The following is a 17,948-nucleotide window of genomic DNA, read 5'->3' as shown; positions in this document are numbered from 1 at the left end:
ATCAGGTGGGATTCGCACCCACTATACAACACGACCTTGCTCGGCCGCACCGCATTTCTGGACTGGCGCATCCAAACCCTTATCCCCACTGGGTTCAGAGGCATTAGAGAGTGCAGGGGAAACCCTCTTGACGGACCTCCCCGTGACGGCCGCCTCGAAGGCCTCGGGATCGATATCCCATTTTTTGTGGACAGCCCTCTTCGCAAAGCGGAGGAACGCCTCGACAGCCTGCATGAGGGTGGCCACCGGCACCTCCTGGGCATAGGAGAGCCACGCTCCCTTGACCCTGGTCCCCTCGTTGAAGACCTTGGCGAGATGCCGCGCCTGCTCGGGGGAGAGCTTCCCCGCCTGGACAAGGTCCAGCATATCAGGATATTCTAAATAGCTCCTTTCCTGTTTGATGAGAGAATACGCGGTGCTGCGGGACATCCCGAGGCGCTCCCTGGTGTAGTGCCCCAGGGAGAGAAAGAGCATGTCTTTATAGAGGCCGAAATTGTTGAGGGTCCGAAGGAGGCGCCCCTGGTAGAAGGAAATGGAGTGGCGCAGCGTCGCCATCTTCCGGAGGCGGGCGACTGTTTCGAAGGGATCGGCGGCAGGGAACCCCACCTGGGACCCATCAGGGGCCCCGACGGCGGTATTGGCAACGGAGCAGTGACTCCCGGGAGCCTGGAATTCCGGGGGAAGCTCCACCGTGACTGGCTTCCAGGGGAGGTAATCCCAGAGGTGCGACACCTCTTCGAGGTCCCTGTGGACCTGCCGGGCAAGCTCCTTTTCCTGCTGATGGCAGAGCGAAGCTCCTGGTGCCTCCCGGCCCTGCGCCCCGATACCCTCGAGCGGCGCCGAAGCGGCGAACTCGGCGAGAAGGGCCTCGAGGAAACTATCCGAAGGGAGCTCCGCCTCCTCGATCCTGCGAAACACTTCCAGCGCCCGGTCCCATTTCGCGGCAACGGAAAAAGGAACCCGCACGCTTACCGCGAGGCTCCCGGTGTCCTCTTCATCGTCATCCCCGGCGACAAAGGTATTGATGCCGCCCCCCGGGGAGCCGCCTTCAGCATCTCCCGAAGCACCTGTGCCGGCCTCCCCGGCTTTAAAACGCTTCACCTCCTCCTCAATTTCTCTTATGGTAGAATGCATGGCTTTTCGGAGCCACTCCGCCTCGGTCTCAGGAGTGACGACCTGGAAAAGATACCGCAGCGCGCTTTTGCGCAGAAGCCCCTTTTCAAGAGCTTCCCTGATGAGGGGGAGCTTCTGAAGGGCCTTCGCATTCCTCATCAGCTCGTAGCGGCTCCTGGAAGAGATGCCCAGCTCCTCGCGCACAAAATCGGAAATTCTCACATAGCCGAGCTTCTCGAGCTTCCCGTGTAGAGAAAGAAGTGCCTCCCCGATGAGAAGATCGAGCCTGACCCCGGCGGAAGAGAGGCACCAGAGGTTCCAGTCCAGGACCTCCCCGGTGAGATCCCTGAAGATATGCCGGCTGTCAGCCCGTGAGAGCACCTCGTCGGCGCCGTACGTGACCAGCGGGAGGCCGGGGGCAGCCTTGAAAACCTGCCCGCCCTCCATCACGGCCTCGTAGCCGGGATACTCGCGGATCACACCGGTATTCACAATAATCCTCCTTTCATGGGGTATTCACCCATAACGGGCTTCTTTTGTATCCCTTATTATTATACTGGAGAAAGGAGATGAAGTCAAAAGGGCCGTCTGCAGAATGTCTTATGTACATTGGGTTACAGAGCCATAACCACATGCCGCCTGGTGAGCCGGAAAGGCCTGTTGCGCGTTTTTTGCCGTCCAGGGCCCTGAAAGTCTCTCCAGCGCAGGAAAATGCCATGCGGCGAAAGCGCGGAGTGATGAGTTCGCAAAACCAGGGAGATAAAAATAATTTTTCACCTACTTTCATGGGAGCTGCCATACAGCCAGTCGTATTTCCTTGATTCACTCATTCTCTCTGCCTCACCCGGCCTTCCCATACGCCTCACCCGGCCTCCCCATACGCCTCACCCGGCCTTCCCATACGCCTCACCCGACTTTTTCCACGCACTGATCCGCCGCTTCCCGAAGGCAGAGGAGAACTTTCAATCTACGGCGAAAAAAAATCTGTGTCCATCAGCAGAAAAATCTTTAATGCGGCAATCCAGTTGTTCTTATTGTTCATCGCGCTTTCATTTTTATCATTTCCGGCTCTGGACGAAACGTTGTCGGCAGAAGCCGGAGAATTGAGGCGGAAGGCATTTTTCGGCGCATTACTGGCGCCGGTGCCCGGGGACATCCGTGAGAAAGAAAAGCTCATCGAGGGAGAAGGGCTTGTCATTCAAAAAGTGCTTCCCGGGAGCACTGCCGGGGGAGCAGGATTCCTGGCAGCGGACATCCTTCTCATAATGGACGGGGAGGCTGTTCCCGGTTCGGTTCCCGGATTCGCCTCGGCAGTTGCCAGGATACCGGCAGGAAAAACGGTGGAAATAACCTTCATACGGAACGGCAGGCGCTTGAGCCGCTCAGTGCTGTTTATTGAACGGCCGCGCGATAAGGGCGGCAATTTCGATGTCTCTTACCGGCAGGTCACCAGTAACGGCGCATTGATCCGGACAATAATAACGATTCCCCATGCACAAGGGAAACATCCCGCGCTTTTCTTCATCCAGGGACTTGGTGCAGCCTCGATAGATCAGCCTCTTGCGGCAGAAGGCTCTTACAGCCGCATCCTCAGGTTCTTTGCAGAGAATGGTTATGTGACTGTCAGGGTTGAGAAGCCCGGAATAGGAGACAGCGAAGGCGGGCCCTACGAGGATATTGATTTTGAGGCAGAATTGGATTCATACCGGAAAGCGCTTGAACAGCTTAAATCCTTCGATTTTGTGGAACAGGAGAACGTTTTCATATTCGGGCACAGCATGGGCGGATGCTTTGCCCCTGTCCTGGCAGGCGAGATCGCGGTAAACGGGGTGATAGTATATGGAACGGTGGCCCGCTGGCTGGAATATTTTCCAGTAAACACGATGCGCCAGGCGGAATTAAGCGGGATGCCGGCAGAGCAGATCAAGAAGAGAGTTCACGATCAGCAGGCAGTCCTTCATGCGCTGCTTGTAGAGAAGAAAAGCTTCAACGAGATTATCAATACAAAGCCTGAAATGAAGGAAGCACTGTCGGAGCTCATGCCCGATGGGAAGCATTTATTCGGCCGCTCGAGAGAATTCTGGATTCAGCTGGCAGCCGAGGACATCCCCCTTTATTGGAGGAAAGCGCGCTGTAATGTCCTTTCCCTGTGGGGCAGGAATGATTTTGTATCCTCGGAATCGGATCATAAGGTAATCGAAACAACCGTGAGCGCGGAAGGGATTTGCAGAGGCCGGTATATTGGCGTTGAAGGCATCGATCACTACTTCAAAAAAACAGCCTCGATGAAGGACAGCTTCACGCAGCGGTCCAGCCCCGGCGAATTCAATTCAGTTATCATCACCATCCTGAAGGAATGGCTCGATGAAAATATCAAAAAAGGATCAGCTCCCGGCGGTGATTTTTATTTCAGGAAGGGGAGAACCGAAACAACGGTTCCTTTCACCTTATTCGACAACCGCATCATGGTGAGCGCCGGTATAAACGGGAAAAAGCCTCTGACGTTCATCTTCGATACAGGCGGCTCCAATATCATCACTCCGGAAGCCGCTGAAAGCCTTGGCCTGGCAACGGAGCAGGGTGACAAGGTAACCGGTGCAGGGGAAAAAAGTGTACAGAGCTCTACTGCGAAAATTGCTGAGTGCACACTCGGCGACCTCGTCCTTACCAATCAGACCTTCAAAGTCGTTGATCTTTCAGAAATACGCAGGAGATTTAATTTCAAAAGCCTCGATGGAGTGCTGGGGTATGAGGTGTTACAGAGAGCCGTGGCAACTCTGGACTTTGAGAGAGGCAGACTGATATTGTCCTTGCCTGAAGCCTTTAAAGCTCCCCGGGGATACAGTGCAAAAATCCCCTTTGAGCTCATTGGCGGGGACCCTGTGATTTCAGGACAGGTCTCAGGAATGAGTGGTAAAATTCTGATTGACACCGGAGATCGCTCTGCTTTCACCTTATTTCAGAAGTTTGCCGATGCGCACGGTCTCACCGGGCTTTTCTCCGGCCCTGTCCTGACCACAGGATATGGAATAGGCGGTCCGATCTCTGCGAAACTCGGGAAAATCGATATTATCCTTTCAGGGGAGGGCACCATTGAGCTGCGGAGGGTACTGTCCCGTCTCCCTGTAATGAAAGGGGGCTCTTTTGCCACGATGGATATTGCAGGAAGTATTGGAAATGAAGTGCTGAGGCGCTTCAACATCGTTTTTAACTATGGCGGAAAAGAGGTCATATTGACCAAAAACCGTTTTTTCGATGACCCTTATAAGTTCACTCCACCTCCAAACAAGCGGTGAAGTACAGCGATTTCAGGGGGATCGCCGGCCTGGGGGGGATCTGCATCAACTGTGAAAACAATATCCGGGCATTTGCCCTCCGTGAAGCGCGAAAGCACGGTATTCCCTTCATGGTGTGGGGCTCCACCGATTTTGAAGATGCCCCCGACTCTTTTCTGAAAGACGGCAAGAAAAGCTTCAAGGAGGGCTTCGGGGAATTTTCACACACCTTCGGCCTGAGAAGGATGAAAAGAATGTACGAGGGGATGGTGGGAGATTACCGGGTGCTGAAGTATTTCTGGCACCTTCCTTTCATGTATCGCTGCATGAGGCATTTCTACTACAAGATGCGGGACAACTGGCTGATGAAGCCGCCGGGGAAGCTTGCCTGGATTGATCCCTTTATCGAGGTCACCTTCAAAGGCACAGGGATCGACGTGCTCTATTTCTTTGAATATATTGAATACAGGCCCTTTGAGCATATCGCGGCCCTCAACAGGGAAACGGGGTGGGAGATGCTCCAGGGCAAGGAGACCCGCCAGGACTGCCTTCTTCACCACCTGGCAAATTACCGGGGATATAAGAATAACGGCATCACCAACGACGGTTTCTTTTATTCTGTGCTCATCAGGGATGGGCAGCTCACGAGGGAAGAGGCCCTGGAGAAGGAAAAGCGGGGGCTCGGGGATCTGGAGGAGAAGGCCAGGAAAGTGCTTGACAGAATCGGCGCCGATCCCGAAGCCGTCAAATATATAAAGTGACAGGCCTTTCTCATATCGTCCAGGTCGCCTTCCCAGCACAGCCTGCCCTCCAGTCGCAGGATTTTCTTCCTCTCCCGGCGGTCGAGAAGCTCTTTCAATGCGAAATTCACCAGCTCTCTCTTCGTCCTGATGCCGGTGCATTTCATCGCCTTATCGACAAGCTTATCGTCAAGAACGATGTTGGTTCTCATATCTGCACCTCCCATACACATCATAGCATCGATAAATGTGTATATCAAATCCAGTCCCTCGCCCTTGGCGACGCCGTCTCCTGTAAAGGTTATTACCACAGGCTCAGGGTTGGCAAGCCTTACTCCCTCTCCTGCCTTACCTTGAGCCTGATGCCGTCCACGGAGAGCATACCGTCGATCTCCTCGAGAGATCCTTTCTCCGGGACAGGCTCGTTTTCAATTTCTTCTGCGATATGCGCCGCGTCGGGCACGGCATCGGGGAGGAGATTGGCGGAGAGCTTCCCGCCATGGCTCGTATAGATGGCGTCGCTTCCAAGCGAGAATGAGGGATCGAGCCTTCCCGAAGCGGAATACGTGGTGAGCTCCTTGCCTGTTTTCCCGTCAATGGCATGAATCTTCTGATCTGCGCATCCGATATAGATTATGCCTTTTCTCTCCTGGGGCGTCTTGTGAATGTTTCCGGGCAGGGGGGCCTGCCAGAGCTTCTCCCCTGTTTCCGCATTCAGGGAAAACAGGGTGCCGTCCACCCTCGAGCAGAAGAGCTCATTGCCGGCAACTATCGGAGCGGGATAGACCACGAGCTTCTGGCCTTCTTCCCAGGGCTTGCTCTTCCACCGCTCGCTGCCGTTCTTCTTGTCCAGGGCAAGAATATTGCCATCTTCCGTTGACAGGTAGAGGGTGTCGTTCCTGACCGTCATGTCCATGCCGTGATACCCTTCGGGGCGCTCTTTCCAGAGGACCCGCGTGAGGAGCCCCCTGAGGCCTTTCTTTTTCAGCGACAGGGCATAGATGGCTCCGCCATCCATATCGCTCTTTCCATGGCAGCCCACGTAGAGCACGCCGTCGGAGACCACGGGCCTGCCGGTGACGGTGCCTCTGGTCTTGAAGCTCCAGAGCTCTTCGCCGGTCTTCGTGTCTATGGCATGGAGATTCCTGCGGTAATCACCGGCATAGACCACGCCGTCGTGGACCACCGGGTCCGATATCATCCCGTCAGGCGCCTGGAACTCCCAGAGTTTGCTGCCCGTCTTCGCGTCAAGGGCAAAGAGCTTCTTTTCCGCCTCGCTGCCATAGTAGCACACCCCGTCCTGGACCGCAAACCCCGAGGTGCGCTCCTTCTCCTTAATCTCCCACATCCTGTCGCCGGTCTTCGCATCGAGGGCATAGAGTGTCTTCCCGATGAGGCCGTCGGTGAAGGCGCTTATATAGATGGCGCCCTCTGCAATGAGGGGATCCTGCACCATGTCCCCTTTATGGCTGAATTCCCAGAGCACGGTATTCGTCTTTGAAAGGGCCTGGGCCGCCTTTGTCATGTCGATGGAAGGAGAGCCGGCCATAGGGGAGAGCTGCGGAATGCTCTCATGCGGGTATGCAGGGGCAACCTGATCGCCGCCATCGGAAAACGCTGCCGCTTCCTTTTCTTCCTTCGCCTCGGGAAGGCCCGTGCCCTGGTTAAGGGCGGCATAGCCGGGAGAAAAGGAGCCATTGACCCTGTTCATCTCCATGAAGCAACAACCTCCCTGCTTTCTGAGAGCTCAATGGCGCCGCACTCGGTATTCCGCGCGATGCCAAAATTCTTCCCAGAAAATTATATCATATCATCCAGTGAAAGTCACTCAGGCAATATGGGCAGAAAATACCTGCCCCGCATTTCAGAGAGCCAGCCCTGAGAGTATCCTGCAGTATGGCATGAAGTATATCCTTGTATGACCGGCTTCGGCAGTATCATCAAGAGACAGGTTTACCACATAAGCCCTCTCAGGGTGGTACTTTTCTACAAAGCTCCTGAGCCCCCGCGGAATCTCACGCTTCCTCATCGCCTTGTATTTCACTTCCACGGGGATTGCTTCCACGGGGGAATCAATGACGAAATCGACTTCCGCACCATCCTTGGTTCTCCAGAAGAAGAGCCTCGAGGCGCTCGCCGCAATCTTTTCCCTCAGGAGGAGGTACACGAAATTCTGGAAAAGAAACCCCGGAGCTCCGGAAGCTTCGCTGTTTCCAAAGACCCCGGCGGCAAAGCTGCGAAGACCGAGGTCCCAGAAATAATACGCTCTATATCAAGATTGAGAAAGAGAGTCTCTTCCCCCTGTTTTCGCAGGTGCTCCTCCAAAAGGAGCACCTGCGTAGTTTTGCCTGCCTGGCGGGGGCCCGTGATGAGCGTTATCTCTTTTTTTGAGAGGTGTGCTCTCAGAGAGCTGAAGAGCGTTCTTTTTATAATGTTTTTATTTTAGCGCGATATTTTATGAAGTCAATATGATAAATTATCGGACTGATTGTGCCGATACATTGAGATAACCGACCTTAAGGCCTTTTTCATAGACCATGAAAGGCTCGCCGTCAGAGGGGGCGCCGAAGGTGAAGGTGAGGGGGCGGGGCGCCCGGCCCTTGATGGTGAGGGTCCCCAGGTTGTGCAGGATGTGAAGGTGGTGGGCCTCGCAGAGCGTGATGAGGTTCCAGGGGTCATCGGTGCCGCCCTGGGAGCGCCTGATGATATGGTGGACGTGCAGGTTCCTGCGGCAGCGGCATCCGGGGACCTGGCAGCGGAACCGGTCGCGTTTCAGGATTTTGTGGTGATGGGCCGCCTTGTGGAAGGTCCCCTCGGTGGTGAGGTAGTCTGCCAGCAGGGCGGCAAGGAATCTCTCTTCAGGTGCCCCCAGGGAATCATCAGATGCGCCGGGGGATTCCGCCCGGGCGATTGATTGAAGGAAGGCCAGGGCTGCGGTGTTCCAGACCTCGTAGAGCTCGGCGGGGAGAAAGAACTTGATCCTCATGGAGCTTGTCCCGGGTGATGAAGGGGCTCCTGCCGGTGAGGGGGCTTTTGCCGAGTGGATGTCCACAAGGAAAATCTCTTCAGGGTTGGCGCCCTGGGGGATGGTGCAGATCTCCCCCGCACACAGGGCAGAATTATTTTCAACTTTCATCGATGCCTCACAGGCGAGCATTTCATCAACATTGCTGAAATATTTCCAGGGAGCATCAAAGCGCCTGTCGTGCGTCGCCTGGAAATTCTCGTCGTCTTCCGCGAGAGGCCACGAAGAAACAAGTGAGGGACCCGTGTACCACGAGCCGCTCCTTATGCTCTCCTGCACCTCCTCATGCAGGCTGTGGAGCCTCTCGGCCGTGACATAGCGGAAGCCGGGAAGGAGGGTGTAGTTCACAGGAACAAGGCAGTCATATTCCAGGATCCTGGTGCATCGCTGCGTCTCTTCCCGGAGATTTATCGTGGGCACGCTCGCGGCATAGGCGATCCACCGGGATTCATTTTTAGAGTCCACCAGGGGAAGGATGAGGCGGGCCTGCTCTCTTGTGATGACGCCTCTCTTGAAGGCGCCTTCGGTAAGAGAGTGGCGGCGGAAGCCCTCGGCAAGTTTGATGAGCTGGCGGGTCTGCGCCATTGAGAATCCGCAGCGCTCCCGGGCATAGTCCTCGATGAAGTCAAATCCGAAACGGCGATGAAGCTGCCTGCCCTCCATCCCCCTGAGGAGCATCCCTGTGGCCACGTCAAGCTTCTGGCGCATAGCCGCGGCCCTGATGAGCATCCCGGCAATCACCCTCACAGGCTCCCCGTCTTTCTCCCCGTAAAGCCACGAAGGAAAGAAAATATCCCAGGGCGATTCCCACGGGTTGTCGTCGGGGCCCTCCTCCTCCTCACTGCCGGAGTTTTCCTGCAGGGTTCCGCCCTTATCCTTGAAGGCCTCCTGATCGGCCAGGCGGCCGTTTCTCTCCCGCCTTCCCAGAAGGGGCACCCTGAAGAATATGGGGAGATTCCCCCTGGCGTCGAGGGGCGAAGGCGCGGAAGCACCCATCCGGGAGGCCAGGAAATTCGCGAGGAGCGCCTCGACGAATCCCGCGAGGGGCCCGTCATAGTGCTCCCTGTCGCGGAAGAAGGAGAGGGCGAAATCCCAGGTGAGGGCAAGGGTGGGGGAGACGCTGAGATACATCATGAGGCCCTCATCAGGCGCTCCCTGGGCTTCAGGCTCCATCCCACAGTTTCCCGCCATCTGGGCATCAGGCTCCTTCTCCCCGGCAAGAGCCCTTTTCACCTCACGCTCAAGGCCGCTCACCGAGAGCTTCTGCGCAACACTGAGCCACTCCGCCTCGTTCTCAGGTGTTATCACCCTTAAAAGATGCCTGAGAGCGCTCCTGGCAATCCTGCCCTGCAGATATGCTTCCCTGGTGAGAGGCAGAGCCTTGAGAAGCTCGAAATTGTGCATCAGCTCTGATGCGGTGCGCCCCGAGAATGAGAGATGCTCCACGGCGAAAGCGCCGAGAGAGCGGTAGCCTAAACGATCCACTCCTTTCATCTTAAGGTTCGTGAGAAGCTCTCCAAGCTTTAGGTCAAGTGCGAGGCGGCCGCGGACAGCCTTGCAGAGGGTGAAGTCTATGCTGGCTGCCCGCTCATCCCTGTCGAAGGTGGATTGGAGGGGTCCCCAGTTGATATCCTCCGTGAGCTTTTCCGCTTCAGGAAGAAGGCCCTCCCTGGTAATCTTCACGATATGCTCCGGTCTATATATGGTTCCCTTGGGGAGCTCATAGGGCTCAGGGAGAAGAAGAAGGTCCTCGTAATCCTGAGAAGACAAAGAATCATTGAGGTGAAGCAGCTCCTCTTCATTGGGAAGGAAAAGTGCGTGAGTGGTGCAGAGTGCAAATGTATCCATAAAACTATTATAGCATATGAGGAAGCATAAATCAAAGAGGCCACCCCTCAAAAAGGCCATCATATATGAGTTTTAAGGCCGTCGCTCGATGCCATGCAGAGGGCATTGAAGGGGTGGAGATGACAAAAATGACCCTGGAGCACTTTCAGGGGTCACCATGGGCCCCTCAGGGGCTCTCCCGGCCCTCTTTCCGGGGGAATCCTCAGGAGAAGGGGCTTTAAAATAATTTATCAGCTGATACGGGCTGAATTCAGGAGTAGAGAGTGGACATATCCACCGGTGAGCCCAGGATCTTCAGGTAAGTAAAGAGCTGCGACCGATGATGGTACCCGTGGGTGATAATCTCCAGAAGCCATTCCGGGAGCGTTGCCTCGTGTCCGTAGAAGGCCCTGCCGATGCCGTTGCGGTACTGCTCAGGGGTGAGAGCGCCATAAAATTGCTCCCCAGGGCACCTTTCTGGTATAATCACCTTGGGAGGCGCTCTGGGATCTCAAAGGCCCGGGGGTATGCTGAACCTGTTCTCTACTCTGCTCCTGACCCCCGGGAAAACCATGACTGAGTATGAAACAGGAGGATAATATGGGTTGGTATATCAAGATGGTGGATAAGCTGAAGGCGCTCGATACACCCATGTTCCTGCTCTTCGTAAGTGCCAAGGTGCTTGGGGGGCTGGCCATAGGCATAATGATAGCACCGTATGTGGGCAGGATCGGGTGGTGGGTAATGCTTGCAGCTGTTATCATATCGATCCCGGTAATGATCAAGATCTTTAAAAGATAAGCAAAAATGGACTCTGATATCAAAAGAGATTTTGGCGAGCAGCCGATAGCAAAGATCATGGCTCTGCATGGATTGAAAGCCGGCGATCTTGTGGTGTGCTCAACCGAGCAGATAACGTATAAGATGGTCAGCCGTGCGGTGAAGGGCCGGCGCTTGAGGCCGGCGGTGCAATCAAAAATATTGAGGGCGCTGAACAGGGCCTCAAAAAAGACTTACGAAATAAAAGACCTGTTTAATTATTAGTGTTGTACCGGCTGCCGGGGCTTTTTCTCCGCGGGTGATCATTGTTCGGCGCGAGGGCGGGGTTTCCGGATCTCCGACCACAGGGAGACAATGGAGAGGCTTGCAAGGTTTATCGTTGTGGCGAGATACCAGAGGGGACTCTCCTGAGGCCTGAGCTCCGTTATCCACCTGGACCACAGGACAAAACAGATGATTGAAAATGAAAGAAGCGTATCAATTGCAAGAAATACTGCCGTCCGGTTGAAGAGGCGGCCAAGCTGGGCCAGGGTACAGGTCTCAATCGGGGACTTTTTCTGAGCGAGCAGGAAGGAGCTCCGTGCCAGGTTCATAAGTGCGTCCGCCAGAGCCCAGATGATTATTATCCAGCCCGGTAGCTCCATGTGATTGCGAATAACGAGCATGCCAAAAAGGAATTTATACATGCAGAAGGGGATGCCTATGGTGAGAGAGGAGAATATTGATGCGGTGCGGCTCTCTTTGGATTTATCTTTGTCCATGTGCTGAAGCTCCTTTCAATGACCGATGAAGTCTTTCTTGGTCGCCCAGTCCACTTTCCTGCCCTTCCCCCCTATTTTCCAGTGAATCCCGGGGAAAACAGACCGGACTGCTCCCCCTCCAAGGCCATCAGGGGGAAATTCACCGAATCATCACGCCCTCCAGGAAAAGAAAGGAATTCACGATGGCGTGAGTAAATACCAATGCGCATACACGGAGAAAAGAGGTATATGAGATGCTGAGAGACCTTATTGATGAGAGAAGAGCCTACCGGTCACTGACCCCTTTCGAGGTGACGGAAGAGCTTGTGAGCGACCTTGCCCGCTGCGCGCAGCTCGCGCCCTCGTGCTACAACAACCAGCCCTGGCGTTTTGTCTTTGTCTATGACCTGGAGGTGCTCCTTGAGCTTTACGGGGCCCTTCCCGAAGCAAATGCCTGGGCGAAGGCCTCGTCACTGATCATAGCCGTGGTGAGCCGCAAAGATCTTGACTGCAATATCAAGGAGAGGGAATATTTCCTTTTTGATACCGGCATGGCGGCAGCGTTCATAATCCTGAGGGCCACCGAGCGGGGCTGCGTGGCACACCCGATCGCCGGCTACGATGAGGAGAAGGCAAAAGCCGCCCTGGGAATTCCCCATGATATGCGCCTCATCACGCTCGTCGTGGTGGGCCCCCGCAGCGAGGGAATCTCGCCGCTCCTCAACGACAAGCAGAAGGCATCGGAGGCGGAAAGGCCGCCAAGGCTGCCGCTGGAGAAATTCGCCTTCCGCAACCGTTACGCCACTGAACAGCAGTGAGGGATCATGAAGGGTGTCGTAAGAATAGTCCAGAAAGTCAATTTCATACTGTTCCTTACCCACGCCTGATAGTCGCTTCTCATCTTTCAGAGCTCTGAGCCTCCTTTGTCCGGCTCTTGCATATTCTACCACATGCTGCATGGTTTGTGTATATGGTCTCCAAAAAGGAATACTGGAGGCGATGGGCTGCGGCGCTTCTGCCTCGCATAAGATTGATCCCGGGGGCACCTTTCTGGTATAATCACCTCGGGAGCCCGGGACTCAACCCTCTTTTCCAGCACTGAAAAACCGGTTTGCCGGGCGACTATGCCTCAGTCGAAGAGACGGTTTCTCCCGGGGTATTGAAAAGAAGTGACAAAATCACCATCCCAGCCTCATTCTGACGGCTTTGTCGAGGTGCGCGGCGCCCGGCAGAACAACCTCAAGGGCATCGATGTGACCATGCCGCGCAATGCTTTCGTGGTGTTCACCGGCATATCGGGCTCAGGCAAGTCTTCGCTGGCTTTCGGCACTATTTTTGCCGAGGCGCAGAGGCGTTATTTTGAATCCATTGCACCTTATGCGAGGCGGCTCATCGCCCAGCTTCCCGCTCCAAGGGTCACTGAAATCCTTGGACTTCCTCCGGCAGTAGCTCTGCAGCAGCGGCGCGGTGAGCCGACGGCGCGCTCTTCCGTGGGCACGCTCACCACTCTCTCAAATTCGCTGCGCATGCTTTTTTCGCGCGCCGGCACGTATCCGGAAGGGGCAGCGGGCAGGCTCGATTCAGATGCTTTTTCACCCAATACCCATGCCGGAGCCTGTCCCGACTGCCATGGCATAGGCATTGTGCACACGGTGAGCGAGAGCTCGCTGGTGCCCGATCCGAACCTCTCGATCCGCGAAAAGGCGATAGCCTCCTGGCCGGGCGCATGGCAGGGCAAAAACTACCGCGATATCCTCGCAACCCTTGGCTACGACATCGACAGGCCCTGGAAAGACCTGCCCCGGAAAGACCGGGACTGGATTCTCTTTACCGAGGAAAAGCCGGTGGTCACCGTTTTTGCCGAGCGAGAAGCGCACCGCATTCACCGGCCTTACCAGGGTACCTATATGAGCGCCGCCAGTTATGTCAAGCATACATTCGGCACTACCAGCAGCGCGGCTCTCCGCAGGCGCGCCGAAAGCTTCATGGACAAGGCGCCCTGTGCAAGGTGCCGGGGCAAGCGCCTGAGAAGCGAGGCGCTTGCCGTGCGCTTTGCCGGCTATGATATCGCCGAGCTTTATCATGCGCCTCTCTCCCGCCTGAAAGAGATCCTCGCTGGCGCAGATGAGCTCAAATCCTCGCAAAAGGCGGAAGTGGCAAGGCTGATAGTCGATGACCTGGTCGAGCGCATTGAGCTGCTCAGCCGTCTCGGGCTCGATTACCTGTCGATGGACAGGGCCACTCCCACCCTCTCGGCTGGTGAGCTGCAGAGACTGAGGCTTGCCACTCAGCTTAAATCCGGCCTGTTCGGCGTGGTCTATGTCCTGGACGAGCCTTCTGCAGGCCTCCATCCAGCCGATTGCGAGGCTTTGCTCGAGACGCTCGGGAGGCTGAAAGACTCGGGCAACTCGCTATTTGTAATCGAGCATGAAATGGACCTGGTGCGGGCCGCCGACTGGATTGTCGATATCGGGCCAGGCGCAGGAGAGGGCGGGGGCGCCATGCTCTACAGCGGCCCGGTCGCCGGTCTTGCGGCGGCTCAGCAGTCGGTGACAAGAAAGTATTTGTTCAAAGACCAGGCGAATAGAGTCGCGAGGCGCCGTGAAACTCGCTCGCCATCGGGCTGGATGACTTTAAGCGGAGTGACCATGCACAATCTGATAGAGGTGGAAGCAAGATTTCCGCGTGCGGTGCTCACTGTGGTCACCGGTGTCTCCGGCTCGGGCAAGTCCACCCTGGTCTCCCAGGTGCTGGCCGACAGCGTCCGTGAAAAACTTGGGCAGATCAGCCGGGAGGAAGATGATGAAGCCTCTTCCTCTGCCCTGAAAGACCAGGGTGAGGACGATATCGCCGCTCTGGATGAAGCGATCCGCGGAGTCCTGCTGGAAGGGGCGGAGGCGTTAAGCCGCCTGGTTGTCGTTGATCAGAAGCCGATAGGCAGAACGCCGCGCTCCAATCTTGCCACCTATACAGGGCTTTTCGACTTCGTGCGCAAAGCCTTTGCCGCCACCGCCGAAGCCAGATCGCGCGGTTTCACCGCCAGCCGCTTTTCTTTCAATGTGGCGGGAGGACGCTGCACCGCATGCGAGGGCGAAGGCTTTGTCTCAGTGGAGCTGATGTTCCTGCCGAGTGTCTATGCTCCGTGCGCTACCTGCCAGGGCAGACGCTACAACGAAGAAACCCTGGCAGTCACCTATCGCGGTCTCACTGTCGCCCAGGTTCTGGATATGACCGTGGACAGCGCCAGCGAGTTTTTTACTGAAATCCCTTCAGTGGTAAGGGCGCTCAGCACCCTGCGCCAGGTGGGGCTTGGCTATCTCAGGCTCGGGCAGCCTGCCACCGAGCTTTCCGGCGGCGAGGCGCAGCGTATCAGGCTGGCTGCCGAGCTTCAGCGCGAACAGCGCGGCGACACGCTTTATATCCTCGATGAGCCCACTGCCGGCCTGCATCCTGCCGATGTCGAGAAGCTTATGAGCCAGCTGCACGGTCTTGTCGATGCCGGCAACACCGTGATTGTCGTTGAGCACGACATGGAGGTGATTTCCTGTGCCGACTGGATAGTGGACCTTGGTCCCGGGGCCGGCAGCGAAGGCGGGCGCATAGTCGCCTCGGGAACCCCCGCTGAAGTGGCGAAAGCCGGGGGCAGCCGCACGGCGCATTATCTCTCCAGGCGCCTGTGACACAGCTTCAATCCAGCACGATGAAAATCATAACCTGATCCTGGAGGGAGAGCTTTTCCTGTCTCATGGCGCTCTGCTTTGCAAACCGGATATGATTCAGCTTTGCATCCTTGTCTGTAACGGCAATTAGTGCTAGAATAGGGCATAAGGTTCAGGCTCCCGCCGGGAAACAGAAGCAGGGCCGGAGCCTCCTGCAGGAGGGAGAGCGTATGCTTGAGAGGCTCATCAATAACCTTCACGCGATGGCATACCGTTGCATCGCTGATGAGTCCCGGGCCATGGAGTTCGTGAGTGAGGGCGGCCTCAAGCTTACCGGGTACAGCCCTGAAGAGCTTGTCTCGGGAAGGATATCCCTCATTTCCCTTATCCGCGGGGATTTCCGGGGAAAAGTGAAGGAACAGATAAGTGCCGCTCTCGCCGAAAAGAAGCCTTTTGAGCTGGTCTATCCCATAAAAACCGCCGATGGAGGGGAAAAGTGGGTTGAGGACAGGGGGCAGGGCATCTGCTCCCCTGCCGGAGAGCTTCTCTGCATAGAGGGATTTATTAATGATATCACCGGCTACAGGGAGACCGAGGAGTACCTGAAAAGCAAGATTGACACTCTTACACGCCCTCTCGGGGATATTTCAGTCCCGGAGTTTGCAGAGCTCTTCGATATGGAGGAGGTTCAGAGGATACAGGATGCCTTCGCCAGCGCCACGGGGGTAGCGTCGATCATTACCGATCCCGGAGGGAGGCCCCTCACAAAGCCCAGCAACTTCTGCCATCTCTGCATGAACATTATCCGCAGGACGGAAAAAGGTCAGGCGAACTGCTTCACCTCAGATTCGCGCATCGGGCGAAAGAATCCTGATGGACCTGTCATGCAGGCCTGCCTCAGCGGCGGTCTCTGGGATGGAGGCTCGAGCATCTGTGTCGGCGATCAGCATATTGCAAGCTGGCTCGTCGGGCAGGTTCTCGATGAATCGGCGGACCTGGAAGGGATGATCCGGTACGCCCGTGAGATTGGTGCCGACGAAGGGGAATACCGGAAGGCTCTTGAAAACGTGACGCGCATGCCGAGGGAGCAGTTTGCCGCCGTATGCAGCGCCCTGTTTCTCTTTGCGAAACAGCTTTCCCATCTGGCATACAGCAATGTGCTTCAGGCCCGCGAGATAGAGAAGATGGTGACTATCCGGACAGCCGAATTACGGCGTACCAATGAGGAGCTCGAGCATGCCCGGGCCGAAGCTGACGCGGCCAATAAGGCGAAGAGCTTCTTTCTCGCCAATATGAGCCATGAGCTGAGGACACCTCTGAACGCCATCATAGGGTACAGCGAGATGCTCGAGGAAGAAGCCGGTGAAGAGTTCGTCCCTGATCTCAGGAAGATCAGCGGTGCGGGGAAGCACCTGCTTGCCCTGATCAATGATATTCTTGACCTTTCCAAGATTGAAGCCGGCAAGCTGGAGCTTTATCTTGAGACCTTTGAAATCCATAAGGCCGTCATGGAGATTGTGGGCACCACAGAGCCCCTGGTAAAGAAGAAGAACAATACCCTTACCATAAACTGTCCCGAGAGCCTGGGCTCCATGCATGCCGATCTTACCAGGATCAGGCAGTGCATGCTGAATCTCATCAGCAATGCCGCCAAGTTTACTGAAAATGGCGCAATTACCCTCAAGGTAAGCCGTGAATACCATGAAGAGGGAGACTGGATACACTTGAGCGTGAGCGATACCGGCATCGGTATGACAGAGGAGCAGCTCGGCAGGCTGTTCCAGTCATTCTCACAGGCCGATGCCTCTACGGCGAAGAAATTCGGGGGAACCGGTCTCGGCCTCGCGATTTCCAGGCGATTCTGCAGAATGATGGGTGGAGAAGTAACGGTGACGAGCAGGCCTGGTGAGGGCTCCACGTTTACCATGCGCATTCCTTCGAAGGTGAGTGATCCCAGGGCAAAACCAGCAATTGAGCCACAGTCCTGCGGCATTCAGCAGGGATCCCTGGAATCATCGGCCGCAACGGTCCTCATCATTGATGATGACCCCGCAGCCCGGGAGCTGCTGCAGCGTTTTCTCCAGAAGAACGGCTTCGAGGTCGCCTGTGCATCCGACGGCACGGAGGCGCTCCGTCTTGCGAGGGAGCTGCGTCCTCATGTCATCACGCTCGATATATTCATGCCTGAAATGGATGGCTGGGCAGTCCTTTCTGCCCTGAAGGAAGAGACGCTGACCCGTGACATCCCTGTCATCATGATTGCCGTTGAAGAGAATAAGGGGCTTGGCTTTGCCCAGGGTATAGCAGATTTCATCACCAAGCCTGTGGACAGGGAGCGACTGCTTCGGCTCCTGCAAAGATACCGCCCCGGGGCGTCTCAACCTGTTCTCGTGGTAGAGGATGATCTTCCCACGCGTGAAATGCTGAGAAAGATGCTGGAAAAAGCGGGATGGGCGGTGACCGATGCGGAAAACGGGCTGGTCGCCCTTGAGCGTGTGAAAGAGCAGATGCCGGCTGTGATACTTCTGGATTTGCTCATGCCCGGGATGGATGGCTTCGAGTTTTTTGCCGAGCTTCGCAGGGAAGAGCTATGGCGCACTATTCCCGTGATAGTAGTGACTTCAAAGGATGTCACCATGGAGGAGCATCGCAGGCTCAACAGCAGCAATGCAGGAAAAATTTTCCGCAAGGATACTTATACCTGTGAGGAGCTTCTCGAAGATCTCAGGAAGATAACGGTTCCCGGGATCCCGGCACCGTCCCTCTTAGAAAATCAAGAATAATAGGAG

At 55.9% G+C, this 17,948-nt stretch carries 12 protein-coding genes and 2 pseudogenes; 7 read left to right on the top strand and 7 right to left on the bottom strand.

Going from position 1 to position 17,948, the window contains the following annotated elements:
- Positions 1 to 21: 21 nt before the first annotated feature.
- Positions 22 to 1,605, bottom strand: coding sequence for a hypothetical protein (locus RDV48_20655; GenBank protein MDQ7825223.1), 1,584 nt, complete (start codon positions 1,603 to 1,605; stop codon positions 22 to 24).
- A 611-nt stretch (positions 1,606 to 2,216) separates the two neighbouring features.
- Between RDV48_20655 and RDV48_20650 the strand changes: the two genes are divergently transcribed.
- Both RDV48_20650 and RDV48_20645 read left to right on the top strand, forming a co-directional pair.
- Positions 2,217 to 4,409 (top strand): aspartyl protease family protein, encoded by a 2,193-nt coding sequence (locus tag RDV48_20650; GenBank protein ID MDQ7825222.1) that lies wholly within the window; start codon positions 2,217 to 2,219, stop codon positions 4,407 to 4,409.
- A complete protein-coding gene (locus RDV48_20645) occupies positions 4,406 to 5,149 on the top strand; it encodes a hypothetical protein (GenBank protein ID MDQ7825221.1) in 744 nt (247 codons plus the stop codon). Before RDV48_20650 ends, RDV48_20645 begins: the two co-directional genes overlap by 4 nt.
- A 62-nt stretch (positions 5,150 to 5,211) precedes the next feature.
- Here the strand turns inward: RDV48_20645 and RDV48_20640 are convergent.
- The 5 genes and pseudogenes from RDV48_20640 to RDV48_20620 form a co-directional block, all read right to left on the bottom strand.
- A pseudogene (locus RDV48_20640) lies at positions 5,212 to 5,340 on the bottom strand (type II toxin-antitoxin system VapB family antitoxin).
- A 119-nt stretch (positions 5,341 to 5,459) separates the two neighbouring features.
- A complete protein-coding gene (locus tag RDV48_20635) occupies positions 5,460 to 6,845 on the bottom strand; it encodes a PQQ-binding-like beta-propeller repeat protein (protein MDQ7825220.1) in 1,386 nt (461 codons plus the stop codon).
- 147 nt (positions 6,846 to 6,992) lie between these two features.
- Positions 6,993 to 7,379: pseudogene (locus RDV48_20630) on the bottom strand (DUF4143 domain-containing protein).
- A gap of 225 nt (positions 7,380 to 7,604) precedes the next feature.
- Positions 7,605 to 10,001, bottom strand: a complete 2,397-nt coding sequence (locus tag RDV48_20625) for an HNH endonuclease signature motif containing protein (GenBank protein ID MDQ7825219.1) — start codon at positions 9,999 to 10,001, stop codon at positions 7,605 to 7,607.
- A gap of 250 nt (positions 10,002 to 10,251) precedes the next feature.
- Positions 10,252 to 10,470, bottom strand: a complete 219-nt coding sequence (locus tag RDV48_20620; protein ID MDQ7825218.1) for a hypothetical protein — start codon at positions 10,468 to 10,470, stop codon at positions 10,252 to 10,254.
- A gap of 92 nt (positions 10,471 to 10,562) precedes the next feature.
- Here RDV48_20620 and RDV48_20615 point away from each other — a divergent pair, with 92 nt between their 5' ends.
- Entirely contained in the window at positions 10,563 to 10,781 is a 219-nt protein-coding gene (locus tag RDV48_20615; GenBank protein MDQ7825217.1) for a hypothetical protein, read from the top strand.
- Between the two features lie 6 nt (positions 10,782 to 10,787).
- Positions 10,788 to 11,024, top strand: a complete 237-nt coding sequence (locus RDV48_20610) for a hypothetical protein (GenBank protein MDQ7825216.1) — start codon at positions 10,788 to 10,790, stop codon at positions 11,022 to 11,024.
- A gap of 38 nt (positions 11,025 to 11,062) precedes the next feature.
- Here RDV48_20610 and RDV48_20605 read toward each other — a convergent pair whose 3' ends face one another.
- Positions 11,063 to 11,521, bottom strand: coding sequence for a hypothetical protein (locus tag RDV48_20605; GenBank protein ID MDQ7825215.1), 459 nt, complete (start codon positions 11,519 to 11,521; stop codon positions 11,063 to 11,065).
- A 233-nt stretch (positions 11,522 to 11,754) separates the two neighbouring features.
- Here RDV48_20605 and RDV48_20600 point away from each other — a divergent pair, with 233 nt between their 5' ends.
- The 3 genes from RDV48_20600 (at position 11,755) to RDV48_20590 (ending at position 17,942) form a co-directional block, all read left to right on the top strand.
- Positions 11,755 to 12,318, top strand: coding sequence for a nitroreductase family protein (locus tag RDV48_20600; GenBank protein ID MDQ7825214.1), 564 nt, complete (start codon positions 11,755 to 11,757; stop codon positions 12,316 to 12,318).
- Positions 12,319 to 12,669: 351 nt separating this feature from the next.
- Positions 12,670 to 15,180 carry an excinuclease ABC subunit UvrA gene (uvrA, locus tag RDV48_20595; protein ID MDQ7825213.1) on the top strand — a complete coding sequence of 837 codons (2,511 nt, stop codon included), beginning with the start codon at positions 12,670 to 12,672 and terminating at the stop codon, positions 15,178 to 15,180.
- A gap of 209 nt (positions 15,181 to 15,389) precedes the next feature.
- Entirely contained in the window at positions 15,390 to 17,942 is a 2,553-nt protein-coding gene (locus RDV48_20590) for a response regulator (GenBank protein MDQ7825212.1), read from the top strand.
- Positions 17,943 to 17,948 lie beyond the last annotated feature (6 nt).

Source organism: Candidatus Eremiobacterota bacterium (assembly GCA_031082125.1).
In the GTDB taxonomy this organism is placed as follows: Bacteria; Vulcanimicrobiota; CADAWZ01; order CADAWZ01; family Ess09-12; genus Ess09-12.
Note: the sequence above shows the minus strand (reverse complement) of the source record. Positions and strands in the feature narration are given on the sequence as shown.

Bases quoted from the DNA above. Each gene is read 5' to 3' on its own strand.
- RDV48_20635 (MDQ7825220.1), bottom strand. From the start codon at position 6,845: ATGGAGATGAACAGGGTCAATGGCTCCTTTTCTCCCGGCTATGCCGCC.
- RDV48_20625 (MDQ7825219.1), bottom strand. From the start codon at position 10,001: ATGGATACATTTGCACTCTGCACCACTCACGCACTTTTCCTTCCCAAT.
- RDV48_20615 (MDQ7825217.1), top strand. From the start codon at position 10,563: ATGAAACAGGAGGATAATATGGGTTGGTATATCAAGATGGTGGATAAG.
- RDV48_20610 (MDQ7825216.1), top strand. From the start codon at position 10,788: ATGGACTCTGATATCAAAAGAGATTTTGGCGAGCAGCCGATAGCAAAG.
- RDV48_20605 (MDQ7825215.1), bottom strand. From the start codon at position 11,521: ATGGACAAAGATAAATCCAAAGAGAGCCGCACCGCATCAATATTCTCC.
- RDV48_20600 (MDQ7825214.1), top strand. From the start codon at position 11,755: ATGCTGAGAGACCTTATTGATGAGAGAAGAGCCTACCGGTCACTGACC.
- RDV48_20590 (MDQ7825212.1), top strand. From the start codon at position 15,390: ATGCTTGAGAGGCTCATCAATAACCTTCACGCGATGGCATACCGTTGC.